At 37.2% G+C, this 12792-nt stretch carries 14 protein-coding genes; 8 read left to right on the top strand and 6 right to left on the bottom strand.

Going from position 1 to position 12792, the window contains the following annotated elements:
- Both HCH28_RS06960 and HCH28_RS06965 read left to right on the top strand, forming a co-directional pair.
- A complete protein-coding gene (locus tag HCH28_RS06960) occupies nt 1-336 on the top strand; it encodes a YolD-like family protein (protein WP_009370357.1) in 336 nt (111 codons plus the stop codon).
- The gene (locus HCH28_RS06965) at nt 320-673 is read left to right on the top strand and encodes a YhjD family protein (protein ID WP_221680351.1); all 354 of its coding nucleotides are present in this window, start codon (nt 320-322) and stop codon (nt 671-673) included. Before HCH28_RS06960 ends, HCH28_RS06965 begins: the two co-directional genes overlap by 17 nt.
- A gap of 61 nt (nt 674-734) precedes the next feature.
- Here HCH28_RS06965 and HCH28_RS06970 read toward each other — a convergent pair whose 3' ends face one another.
- The 5 genes from HCH28_RS06970 to HCH28_RS06990 form a co-directional block, all read right to left on the bottom strand.
- Nucleotides 735-1469 (bottom strand): hypothetical protein, encoded by a 735-nt coding sequence (locus HCH28_RS06970; protein WP_221680352.1) that lies wholly within the window; start codon nt 1467-1469, stop codon nt 735-737.
- Between the two features lie 204 nt (nt 1470-1673).
- Nucleotides 1674-2150, bottom strand: coding sequence for a GNAT family N-acetyltransferase (locus tag HCH28_RS06975; RefSeq protein WP_221680353.1), 477 nt, complete (start codon nt 2148-2150; stop codon nt 1674-1676).
- An 87-nt stretch (nt 2151-2237) separates the two neighbouring features.
- Nucleotides 2238-2522 (bottom strand): hypothetical protein, encoded by a 285-nt coding sequence (locus HCH28_RS06980; RefSeq protein ID WP_221680354.1) that lies wholly within the window; start codon nt 2520-2522, stop codon nt 2238-2240.
- A gap of 363 nt (nt 2523-2885) precedes the next feature.
- Nucleotides 2886-3011 (bottom strand): YjcZ family sporulation protein, encoded by a 126-nt coding sequence (locus tag HCH28_RS06985; protein WP_081011033.1) that lies wholly within the window; start codon nt 3009-3011, stop codon nt 2886-2888.
- 276 nt (nt 3012-3287) lie between these two features.
- The gene (locus HCH28_RS06990) at nt 3288-3512 is read right to left on the bottom strand and encodes a hypothetical protein (RefSeq protein ID WP_221680355.1); all 225 of its coding nucleotides are present in this window, start codon (nt 3510-3512) and stop codon (nt 3288-3290) included.
- 199 nt (nt 3513-3711) lie between these two features.
- On the opposite strand from HCH28_RS06990, the gene HCH28_RS06995 reads away from it, so the two are divergent.
- Nucleotides 3712-4692 (top strand): DUF2268 domain-containing putative Zn-dependent protease, encoded by a 981-nt coding sequence (locus HCH28_RS06995; RefSeq protein ID WP_221680356.1) that lies wholly within the window; start codon nt 3712-3714, stop codon nt 4690-4692.
- A 675-nt stretch (nt 4693-5367) separates the two neighbouring features.
- On the opposite strand, the gene HCH28_RS07000 is transcribed toward HCH28_RS06995, so the two are convergent.
- Nucleotides 5368-6924, bottom strand: a complete 1557-nt coding sequence (locus tag HCH28_RS07000) for an S-layer homology domain-containing protein (protein WP_221680357.1) — start codon at nt 6922-6924, stop codon at nt 5368-5370.
- A 373-nt stretch (nt 6925-7297) separates the two neighbouring features.
- Here HCH28_RS07000 and HCH28_RS07005 point away from each other — a divergent pair, with 373 nt between their 5' ends.
- From HCH28_RS07005 to HCH28_RS07025, 5 genes are all read left to right on the top strand, one after another.
- Nucleotides 7298-8020: an SDR family NAD(P)-dependent oxidoreductase gene (locus tag HCH28_RS07005; protein ID WP_221680358.1), complete on the top strand. Its 723-nt coding sequence runs from the start codon at nt 7298-7300 to the stop codon at nt 8018-8020.
- A 335-nt stretch (nt 8021-8355) separates the two neighbouring features.
- A complete protein-coding gene (locus HCH28_RS07010; RefSeq protein ID WP_221680359.1) occupies nt 8356-8904 on the top strand; it encodes a hypothetical protein in 549 nt (182 codons plus the stop codon).
- A 380-nt stretch (nt 8905-9284) separates the two neighbouring features.
- A complete protein-coding gene (locus HCH28_RS07015) occupies nt 9285-10346 on the top strand; it encodes a suppressor of fused domain protein (protein WP_221680360.1) in 1062 nt (353 codons plus the stop codon).
- Nucleotides 10347-10411: 65 nt separating this feature from the next.
- Nucleotides 10412-12073 (top strand): DUF6138 family protein, encoded by a 1662-nt coding sequence (locus tag HCH28_RS07020; protein ID WP_221680361.1) that lies wholly within the window; start codon nt 10412-10414, stop codon nt 12071-12073.
- 13 nt (nt 12074-12086) lie between these two features.
- Nucleotides 12087-12782 carry a DUF4274 domain-containing protein gene (locus HCH28_RS07025; RefSeq protein ID WP_221680362.1) on the top strand — a complete coding sequence of 232 codons (696 nt, stop codon included), beginning with the start codon at nt 12087-12089 and terminating at the stop codon, nt 12780-12782.
- Nucleotides 12783-12792 lie beyond the last annotated feature (10 nt).

The raw sequence follows: 12792 nt of genomic DNA on the forward strand, positions 1-12792 counted from the left end.
ATGATAAGAGATAGAGGAACGATGAAATGGACAGCGATGATGCTACCAGAGCATTTAATGCTTTTGAAGGCATGGAAACAAGAGGTGTTGACAGAGTTGCCTCGGGAACATGCTGAATGGGAGCTTGAAGAATTACAGCAAATAATCACACAAGCATTCACACAGCATAACTATATTATGTTGACTATATGGGAACATGGTAACTATGTGCAATGGGGAGGTACCATTCAAGCGATGAACGAGGACCAGCTGCTACTAGAAACCATTACCACAACGAAGCACATCCCATTAAGATACATTTATGCTGCTCGTATAGAAGATGATGGATGTGATTAATGGAGAGCAACGACGATTATTACATCAATTTTTGCTGCTTGATTTAGCTGTGAAATCCTTGCAGCACGATCTAACAGTGGCGGAGCATTTTAAGATGAAGCGTGTATTTTTACCTGCTATGGATGCTTTATTAAAGCAGCTACACAATGATTATTTTCAATTAAAACGTCAGCTCGCTCAACAAAAAATACGATTAGTTGGCTGGCATCGAATTGATGATTACTTTAGTGATGTGCAGGTGGCTACCGCAGGCAATGATGAGGTACTACGCTATGCCAATCAAGCGTTAAAAACCCAAGTCGAAGAGCTAATGAATAAACATTTACACAATGCCTAGGCTTACGTCTACGACGAAAAAGCCAAAAGCTGATGACAGGAGTGGTCAGCTTTTGGCGGCTTTATTTCTCGATAGGTTTCACATCAATTTGCTCAACAAGAAATTCATTGTTAGTACGATTAAATTGATAGGTAATACGAACATCGGCTACATAAATAGGTGAGATGCCAATCGATCCAGGGATGTTTAACATTATTTTTTGATTTTCTACTGTATAAATGACCACACCACCGAAAGCAAGTTGCGCTTGATTGATATCTGGTGCTGGATCAAAGTCATAATCAAATGTAGATTCTTTTCCCTGTGCTTTCATAGTAATCGCTAATGTGCCATCATCTTTTTTAGTAATCGTTGATTCAATAGTATGTGCAACGATGTCTTCATAATGTTGGACATTCATCTCCGATAAATCCTTTCCATTTACAACATGGATCTCATAGTGATTGAGGCCTGTCCCTCGTCCAGTTTGGATAATCATAACAGCCTCTTCCTTATGATCATTCGTCAGATCTGTATAGAATAACTGAGGTTTAGTTCCTGTCTCAGGAATTGTCCAGTCAAAATTTTTTCGCTTACCATCAATATCTAAAGTTACCTCTGTAATTTCATTTTGTGCTTCATTCTGTGCAAATAATTTCACCTTCTCATCATCGGAAACGGCAATCAATGGAGCCTGTATATCCAGCTGTGATGAGACCTGTTCAGCAGGGGGGATTACTGTCTCGTTTGGAGCAGTAACACTACATCCAGCTAGTAGAGAAATTCCTAATAACCATAGCCACATCTCTTTTTTCAATGTCTAGAGCCACCTTTTCTATAGCTTATTGACTTTATTATACTGTACAAAAATGACCCATAGCAGTTGAATTCGTGAAGGAAAAGCTTATATGCCAGGGAGTGGAGGTGTAACAATGAAATTCTTAGAGATGGTAGGGGAAAATAGAATTCCGTTGTTTGTAAGGCGTCTCTCATTTTGAAAAGCAAATGAGTGACAATTTCTTTACAGCGGCAAATTCATAACGATCTGCTCACCAATAGGTCCCAATCTTCTTTCTCCATGATCCACAAAGCCTACTTTGATATATAAATTCTGTGCAGCTATATTTTTATGATTGACGACTAACACTACTTCATTACATTCTTTAAATTCCTGCTTCACAAAATCCGCAAGTGCAGACATAGCCTTTTTAGCATAGCCCCTACCTTGCTGCTGATGGTCGATGGACAGGGCAGTTAGTAACATTGCCTGAGGATTACTAGAATATTGTTGGACTCTGTCCGTTGCATGAAGAACAAAAAAGCCGACAGGTACGCCACCACTTAAAATCACAATTGGATACTGTCCGACCTTCTCGATTGAAATCTCTTGAGGAAGTGCTGTAAATTGGTGTTGTTCTTCAGGTAATTCAAAACGATTTAACTGCTCTACATAGCTTTCAGAGAAATGTACTAACTCAATATTCGTTGTTTTTTGCATAAAAAAGCCTCCTTTTCTAATAGTTTAACCATAGAACAAACGTTCGTCAAGGAGGCTTGTATTAAAATAATGTGGGGGTAGGTCATTTTAACTTAAAAGGGTACCAAAAAGTAAAATAAAAGAAATACTAATCATCACAATAAGTGTAATGACCATTGTTAAAATTCCTCGAAGCAAGGTCGTTAAATTTTTAACATTTTTCATACCGACCAGGCTTAGGTAGAAACAGACAATAGACAAGAGTAGTGTCAACAGTAGTGGATGGAAATGAAGATATGTGTCAAAGAAGTCTTTCATTGAACCTGATAGAAAAAATAATAGAATACAGCCCAAAGATAAGATAAATGACCAGAGATTTAAATTAATTCCCATTGTTTTCCTCCTTCCTATAAAAACGAATTTGTTGTAGGAATGTTCCGATGATTCCGCTTGATAGGGAAAAGGAGAAACTAAATGTGTAGTTGCTACAACAGGGTCACTCGGACGAAAGTGACCCCAAGTATCAAAAGGAGTGTAAAGTAAAGTTGAAAGAACCTTACACTACTATTATTATGTGAAGCTAGCGGTTTAAGATAGTTATCTATCTAAATTACTAGCTTTTAATTGTGAGTAAAAATAAATGAGCTAGAAAAAACGAAAAGGAAGGAGATTAGACAGAATAGCTGTGGTAGCGATTCATTGTAAAAAGGCTTTAGCTTCTGTAATGGAACAGAGGCTAAAGCCTGAGACGATCAATTAACACATGAAGCTAGCACCAACGATAATAAGAAGGATGAATAGTACAACAATAAGCACGAATGTAGAGCTATTGCCGCTTCCATTGTCCCCGCCACAGTAACTATTGAAATTACAGTAACTCATGAAACACACCTCCTTTCTTTCTTCTAAAGTATGTATAAGACAAAAAGGGGGGTAGCGAGCCAAGCTACAACTAGAGAAAAAATGAGTTGTCCCTTCATTCGGGAATAAAACGGTGAAAGCTTTACTTTATTATTATGATGGAATAGTAGCTTGAGCTAGTTGTTAGCCTGTATAGCACTAAAAATGTCAAATAGCATCAAGAATAATGAAACAAATTCTACTAATTGTTTTGATATTCAACACGATGTAAAAAAACATCCGTTCTAGGATGTTTTTTTAGTATAACGGCTGCTGCGTATGACAAGGGGGGAAGCCGTTCACATCATGAATCATTTGAAGGTCGTACTGCTTTAAGGCAAATTGACTTTGATACAAATATTCAAGAACAAGAAGTTTTCCTCCTGATACGCCACAGAGGACACCAGAAGTTCCTTGACCATTTGTAAAAGAAACACCAACAGGCTGACCGATTAAATACGGAATTTTATGTTGCCAAGGCACAATAGCCACTCCTTTCATTATAATATATGAAAGAAGTGGCTAGAGGTTCTTACCTTCACAAAATCGTACACTCTGTTGTTGGAGATGCTAACTAAATACTGACAAATCGATCATTCTTTCATTACTATTTATATGGTAATATAATCTATAAATGGGGTTATAAAGAATTGCTAGTTATTAACGATCGGGAGGAAAATGGATGAAATTTAAAAAGGGAATCACCTTTATTCTAGGCTTCTTACTACTCATGCTTACTGCCTGTACACCAACAGAAAAAAGTGAGAGCCAACTTCATGAGAAAAAGCAAATAACAGATGATGAAGAGATGGCGTTCTCATTTGAGCACCCTCAAACCAAACAAAACTACAAAATCATTCATGCCAATCAACTGTTTTATCCATATATGGAAAAGGTCAAAGAGAATCCGAATCTTTCAAGCTCGGAAACTCTGGAACTGTATAATAAGGAGGTTATTCAACCGATCTACAAGGATTGTTTTGAAAATGGGGAATATTATCATATGGCAGAAAACCTGCTTAATACGGTTCCTAGCAGGCTAACAGAAATACAAATGGTGAGTGAAAAAATGGAGACGCATAAAGCAGAAATCAATCAACTTATTCAAGAATCGCTATTGAAATCCGCAGACCTCTTACCCTCTCAAAGCGATGTAGCCGTTTGTGTATTCCCTTCCGCAACCAATAATAGAATACCCTTCGCAGTTGGAGCGGGCAAAATAATCCTCCCGCTTTATCTAAATGTTTTGGATGATGGTATAAAGTCAACTGTTGCCCACGAATACCATCACAGCGTTTGGGCGGAAAAATATTTTAATAAAGTTGTCGGAGCTTCGGTATTGGATAGTATCGTCTTTGAAGGAAAAGCGGTCATGTTTGAAAAAAATGTTTATCCCGACTACGGCTATACAGCAAAGAATGTAACTTACAACAAGGAATTATGGTCTAAAGTAGAACCTGATTTACATAAGTACGACAGTAATCTTACCTCAGACATCTTATATGGTGGAAAAGGGTTACCGAAAAATTATGGTTACAGTGAAGGCTATAAGATGGTTAAATCCTATCTTGACTTGCATCCTGATCAAACACCAGAGGATTGGACAGCCTTAAGTGCACAAGAAATTTTCGAACAAGGAAAATACTTGGAACACTATCAATAACTATTTTGAAGACACTTATTTGTGAGGGTTCAAAATTATAGACAGAGCACTTTTACTGATTACAATATGAACTCGTAAAACATCAACGTAATAATGATAGGACTTTCTCAATCGAAAAACGACAAACAATAAGTCACGACGGTTTTAAATCGCAGTGGCTTATGTAATGAGGAGAACCTTCCCAAGAATAATGCAACGGCTTATTAATGAATTAAATCTTGGGGAAATTTCCAACTAAACAGAGTATGTAAAAAGGGATAGCATTGTACAAAAACATCTTGGGGGCGATGTTAAAGGTGCTATCCCGACATTAATGTATGTGAAAGAACTTAAGAACATTACCACTGTAAGTAAATTGAAAAGTAATTGAAATAAGGGTGTAAAGCTTTTATTATAGGTATCATCTGAGGCATCATGAATAAATAACAGGTGGTTTTTCCTTGTGTGCTATGGTTGAATTTATGTTTTCATTCTAATAGAAAATTTTTGGCACATAATTTAAGTCTTTCAATTAAACCATATTATGTCAATTGTTGGCGTAAGACCACCTTATTATAGCTACCCAATCTACGAGTCATATTATCCGATTTGGGACAATGAATAAACTGTAATCGAAGAAGCCATCTGGTGTTGAAAAAATAACAACACCAGATGGCTTCTTTATTTATAAGAATATTAATAATTTTTAATCTCTTCGAAAGTCCCGAACGTTGCATCCCGTAGATTAATTGTACCATATATATTTTTCTTCCCATCAATCACTAGCACCTTTGGATGCATGTATTGTCTTGGAATACTTGATTTTTGTCCGTCCGTTTTATGGAATGCTAAAATTTGTTGCAATGTCACATCATCGGTATACGTAAATCCACTGAAATCATCATTATAGGTATGAAAAGGTACAGGTCGAATGATAGGTAAATAATAGAATGTACGATCTTTTAATACTTTTCCTTCAAATAAAACGTCTCCATCATTTGTTACTGTGTAACGCTTATCACCGATATGATTCATGGCATCTGTATCAAATACCATGACACCTTGATAGTCGAAATAATATCGGTAATGCACCGTCCTTGGTGTTCTTATAATTTCTTCATTATCAATAGATAATACATTTCCATTAATTGTATGCTCTATTATGCCAGAATCACTGTTTATGAAATACATAGATACACCTTGTTGATCGATATATCCTGCTTCTGATCCATATTCTCTTCCTGTATCTAATAATTTGTAATGCGCATCTGTAAAACTATGCATTAAGAAAAGATTCATATTAATATATCCATGTTGACCTGGAATGTATTTATTTACAATGGAGAAAGCATTTGATTGCATAAATTGATTTCTTAGCTGTAATCGTGATTCGTGAGGGCGACCAAAAAGGCTAGTCCCTTCAATTAGCACTTCTTCGTCGATGGCAAAGTTACCATCATAGCGTGCATAAATATGAAGAAGAGAATTAGAAAAGGATACTTGTAAATGGGATTTATTGACCGTTGTTACATTTGAAATTTTTTGAAATCCTAGCTCTTCAGCTGTTTTTTCAAAATGAATAACATGGTGATTGCGCTCAATTAATTTGATTGTTCTTGATAAAAAAGAAGCAAACTGCACACGTGTCACACTGTTTTTGGGATTGAAAGTATCTACATTGGAAATGCCTAAAGCATTAAGTGCCTCTATATAGGGTCTAGCTTCTTTATTTGCTTTCTGTATATCCACTACATGACTTTGCAAATCATAGGCGTAGTCAATCAATGAATATTTACGGGCTAATACCATAAGTCGGTTTAAAGTTAGTGCCATTTGTTCTCGTGTCATGTGATGATATGGATTTAGACGTCCATTTTCTCCCTTAAAGATGCCATTATCGTAAAGTAAAGTTGAATACTTTAGCAATTCACGATCCTTCACACGAAGGGGCATATCCATAAAACGATCCATTTCCTCCCAATTTTTATCAACCTTCGCTATGCCAGTCTGTTCGATATAGCGTCCCATCATGATGACAACTTGACCACGAGTAATTGTAGAGTTTGGGGAAAAAGTTGTCGGTGTTGTCCCCTTAATAATATTTCTTTTTGTTAAATCCTGTACTTCTTGTTGCATTTGATTCGGCAGTTTTTTTATATCATCAAAGCCACTTGCAGAGACAGAAATGTGATTCATTAAAAAAACGAAACAGAATAAAACGAACATTATTGTATAAATAAGCTTTCTTTTCATCTTTCACCTGCTTTAACCAATATCCACAAAATGATAGCATGTTTAAACAGATAAATTCTATTGGTAATGAATAACAAATATAAAGTGACCTAGAGCTAACTAGATTTATAGATGCTACTGCAACTACTTTAGGTTCTCTTCACAATAATTATCATATGACAATCATAAAAGAGGCAGTGGCAAGTTCAAGTGATAAAAAGAGATTAATAGCATTAAATACGTTAAGATCAAATAAGGTGAAAGTTATTCATTCTTTTCATTATTAGCGATAATTTTGAAAGGCAGAAATTCCTTTCACGTAAGGATATATTGATCGGCATAGGGTAAAAGATATAGGTTTTCATTACATTTTGTCATGAGAAAGGGTGGTAATATGAGTAGGAATTTTATTATCTTTGGAGCTAGCCAAGGATTGGGAGATGCATTTGTTAAGGGTTTACCTGTCAAAGGAGATAAAGTATGGATGGTAGCACGAACAAGACCTAATAGTTTAGAACTAAATGACGGAGTAAATCGTCACTGGCTATCCATTGATCTGTCTAGCCAACAACAAATTTCCACTTTAAAAGAAGTGTTACAAGGCATTCCTCTCGATGTATTAATTTATAATGTGGGTGTATGGGAAAAGCATGGTTTTGAAGATAATTATACATTTGATAAGGATGAAGTAGAGGATATTTCGAACTTAATCAATATCAATCTAACCTCTACTATTACATATATACAGGCACTTATACCCAACTTAAGACAAGCAGAGCATGGAAAGATTATTTTAATTGGCTCTACAGCAGGCTTAGACCACACAAACAATACACAAGTTTCATTTGTCACATCTAAATTCGGCGTAAGGGGTATTACAAATGCACTACGAGAACATTTAAGGAAAGATAAAATTGCTGTCACATGCATTAATCCTGGTGAACTGGCAGCAGAAGTACCCTATGAAGAAGGGGCAGAGAAAGCCATTCATTTATATGAAGGTACACGAATCCCCGTACAAGATATTGTATCTCTTGTGCAATGTGTAATTAATCTATCAGCAGTCTCCTGTGTAAAAGAAATTAATGTCCCAGCCATAACGGATTTAAATGCATGATTACTCAGTGAACGCTACTCAAAATTGAGTAGCGTCTTTTAATAAAAAGGACAAATAGATTCCGTGCCTTAGAAAAAATTTTTACGATCCCTTCACACATAACACTACAATTAAGCTCATATAAATAAAGGTAGTAAAAAAATCAACATCCTTTCATCGTCATAACCAATTCTAAAAATACTTTCAGCCTATTAAATCTTAAGAAAATCTTCAGGTTCTACTAGGAAATATTTAAGATTCGCTGTGTATAATTATAAAAAAAGGAAATTAACGAAACCATTTGAAGATTTAAAACGTATTGGTAGTAGGAGAGAGAATATTAAGTAGGTGAAGATATGGCACATACGATTTACATAGTATTAACCAAAACAGGGACGTTATTATCAAAAGCGATCGGCATGTATACGGGCAAGGAGATGAATCATGCATCCATAGCCTTTGATGAGGGGCTTTTTGAGATGTATAGCTTTGGTCGAAGGCAATTGAACAATCCGTTAAGTGGTGGCTTTTTACGAGAGGATGCAGAAAGAGGGCTATTTGAGTGTGCGGATTGTGTTATTTATCGCTGTCGTATATCCCATTATCAATATTTAGATATGATGAAAATTGTCCGTTATATGTATTGGAATCGAGATCGCTATAAATATAATTTTATCGGACTTTTTGGTGTGGTGATGCAAAAGGAAGTGAGACGTGAGCGTGCTTATTTTTGTTCCCAGTTTGTAGCGACGCTACTAAAGGTGGGAGGGCTAAAAATAGTTCAAAACCCAGCATTAATGACGCCTCATTGTCTGGCGCAATTACCATATTTAGAGAAAGTATTTGCAGGGAAACTGTCAGATTATTTACAAACGGTTCGTGAACCAGCTATGCTATATGGTTAATGTATAGATGCACTACCTGACGTTTAAATAGTAAAATAGACACTCACGCGACAATCTTCTATTTTGCAAGAGGATTGTCTTTTTATCTTTCAACAGAAAACGCCCTTCTTTATCAGTGATGAGATGAATATACAAATTGTAGTTTTTTATTCAATGGGTTTCTCAATACTTGTCGAGCCAGCTCGAAAAAAACTTAACGCAATTACGCTAAGGCGCCATCAATATTAGTCATATTTACCCCATATAGAATGTCAATAAACCTAGTTACTGGAAAGTGGAAAATGAGTCCTATTCCTGTTAAAAGAGTCACCATAAAATTGCTATCATAAATAATAGATACGTACGTTCTACGAGTGAATATCAGCAAGGAGGATATGGAAATGAGTGATGAAATAGCAGCAGTTGGCTGGGATGCGATTGATCAGGCATTAGCACAGGTATATGGTGAGCAGGAGCCAAAGCATTATGGAACTTTAATTCCCTATTCACTAGGAGGACAAGATCCTTTAGATGGAATTAGTGTTTATAAAAGCGAAACATCCATCCCACATTGGCATTTTGTTACATATGGCTTTTCGGAACTATATGAAAAAGAATTTGAAAACAAGGACTATAGTGGATATGGATTTGAATTAACATTTCGTCTAGTACGTCAACTAGATGAGGAAGAGCCACCTGCTTGGGCATTGAATTTACTACAGAATATGGGCAGATATGTGTTTAATAGTGGAAATGTTTTTAGAGCGGGAGATTATTTGGATGCAAATGGTCCGATTTGCCTTGATGCTGACACGCAATTAACTGCACTAGCCTTTACACATGATCCAGAGCTTGCTGAAATCGATACACCAAATGGCAAGATGGAGTTTATCCAAATGGTTGGTATTTCAGAGGATGAGTTAGAAGCGATGCAGACGTGGAATACGCTTGGTGTACTACAGGCTGGCATGAAGCAAATACCAAGCTATACTACGGATTTAACAAGAACTTCTCTCTTACAAAACCCTGAAGTCGCCGAGGCAGTTGTGCGAGGAATGGAGGAAGATGGCTCTAATACGGGGTTTCTTTTCGTAGATCAACTCGCTTGGGAAGTAGAAAAAAAGAGCTGGTTTAACAAACAGTCTAATGTTGTTCAACTTGGGGCAAAGCAAGCAGCTGTCATTAGTAAATTATTACGTGGACGCATTCTGAAAGATAAAGATCTTACCTTAGTCGGTCAACAAATAACGATCATATTTAGAGCAGGCCCACAGGTAGGCTATTCTGAGAATGGTCAAGAAATTACGATTACATTGAACAAGACAGCAGTAGAAGAATTAAGTCAGAGGCTGATACCGCAAGAAAGTCAATTCACTATTTCTTCTTTAGCTGGCGTGAGCTTTCAAATTTTGAAGACACATATTAAAAATCAAGAAGGAGCGGTTGTGAAAACAATCGGATAAGATGAATCTCTCGCTAAGGCTTTAGCGGGAGATTTTTCTCTAACAATAGAAAGGGAAGATGTACAGTGAAGCAGTGTGTAGAGCATTTTCTAGCGGCTGTGTGGGAGCAACTCACGGCTGTTTATCAACAAGAGAGTAAACGAATAGCAGAGCTGAAAGAGCAAAGTAGGTTACAAGCAGGCATCCTTCAATATTTGAAAGTTGCCTGGAAAAAGGGGAAAAGTCCTAATGGCACAATCTTTATAGATGTTTATGAGCCATTTAGTTGGAGTGATAGTTCCTATAAGGTGGAAGCGGGTCCATACATACAAGAATTTACAGATGTCCAGCATATTGAAGAGCTTTTTAGCGCTTTATGTACTAAAACAGAGGAAGTATTTCAATCTGAGCAATACGGTCACCGATTTTTTGATTACCGCTTTGAGGTTGTGCTGGAATTTGAACATGATAAAACGGTGCTTCATTATCAAAAGGAGCTATTGAATAATCGTAAACTAGCGTCAACGAAACAAGTGCTGGCAAGCTTTATAGAAACAAAGGTGATGGCAGAGCTACCAGTCAGACCAAGTGACAATGATGAATTTTTCCTTGCGAAGCATTTGGTCAATTCACATTTTTTCCATCAAACAGCTGAGGAAGTTGAACCACTTATTCACCGGCTTCAAGAAAAGCATCGGGCGAATAAAGAACGTTTAGACAAATGGATATATTATTATACAATGGCCTTTAAGCAGTGGGCAGAGGAGCATTTTTTAACACACTATTTTGAACAAGCAGGCGATTATAGGAAAGAGTGGGTATTGAAAACAGAGGACTCGGTACAACAACTAGAGCAGGAAAAACTAGATTTCTTTCTTTATGTCGCGTTGAAGATTGGTCAAAAAGAGCCAGCCACACGATTAGAATACTTGGAACTTGCGAAGCAGCTTGGCTCGCTGCAGGCAGCTAATTATTTGGAAAAAGGAAGCGGGCGTTTTGAAAGTATTAGAAAGCGGGATGTATGCCAAGGACAGGCAAATGATATTTTACAAACGATTGATATACGAGTGATGATAGAAGAGGAAAACGCTTATCGTGAAGTCCTTTACTATATCATTCAACTGCTACAAGAAGGTTTTCCAAAGGGCTATAAGCTGACTTTAAAGAGTAAAACGAAAAATTATCTTCCTATTAAAAAGTTAGCTAAATCAAAGCTTCATCAGTTTTTCGCCAATTGCCTACAGTATCCAAATCTTTTCCCTTTATTAGCGGACTATGCCCAGCTCGCTATGGAGGAATTTGCTTGGTATCAGGATGTTGAGCCGAGCGAAAAATCAGCTATGCCCAGCACCTATGCGGTTTTTGGATTAGGGCTTTATAGTAAGGATTATTTTCCGCTTGTTCAACGATACATGTTACTCATTGATACAGAGCATCAATCCGTGCAAGATGCTTATGCGGAAGCCTTTCTTGAAGCTCATGGCTTATCAGTAGAGATGATGCCTGTGTTTGTAGCTATTTTACTTGGTGCAAGTGAATCAGCTAAGCCAATAAAGGACATTGACATCATGGATTTAGATTTACTCGTGGCACTCGGACAAGAGCTTGAACAGAAAGCAGATTATCAGCGTCCATTTGTTTTGTATCGAATATTCGGTAGTTCCAAGAAGCTTGCTCAGCGACTAAAGCAAGAATCAGCACCAATAAGGGATGAACTTGAGAAATTACTGCAATGGATGGATTCCTGAAGGGGGTAGACGAATGGAATGGACGGAAGTGAGTAAATCCAAGGATTTAGAGGTCGTTCGTGAGGCCATTAGTATATTAGATGTAAATGAGCGAGATGCACGTGGGAGAACACCATTAATGCTTTTTATAACAAATCGAATGCCACATGCAGGAATCAAGCTTCTTTTGGCACAGCATATAGACTTGGAGGCACGAGATAAGCTTGGTGATACAGCGCTTAAAAAAGCTGTAAAGTTTAAGCAGAAAGAAGTGATTTCTTTACTACTTGCAAAGTGTGTAAATTTATCTGAGCCAGAGGGGATTACCGCGACAGCTTGGTTTGCGGCAAGGGAGCATGCAAGAATAGCTGATTTATTGGTAGATACACCAGGTGCAATCCGTCTAACTTTGAATGCAGAAGAACAACAGCAAGTTGATGCCATTTTATACGAGGATTCTCTCAATACAATGTGCCAGCGCATAAGCAAGGTATCATCAGCTGTTGTTTTACATGGCATTGTCAATAGCTATAACTGGGATGATGGCCCCGAGCCTATGCTCACAGCATTAGCTAATCCAGTTTGTGCTCCTATTACCATGCTAGACATGTTTGAGCTAATGGAAGGGGAATATTGGCTAGCACTAACAGAGGAAGAGATAGCGAGTTCCGATTGGAAGCGACCATGGAAAGAGATGGCAATAATCTTACAAGAAAAATTAAAGTGCTAGCTAGCGAGGA

This window comes from Lysinibacillus sp. K60 (assembly GCF_019731275.1).
Taxonomy (GTDB): domain Bacteria; phylum Bacillota; class Bacilli; order Bacillales_A; family Planococcaceae; genus Lysinibacillus; species Lysinibacillus capsici.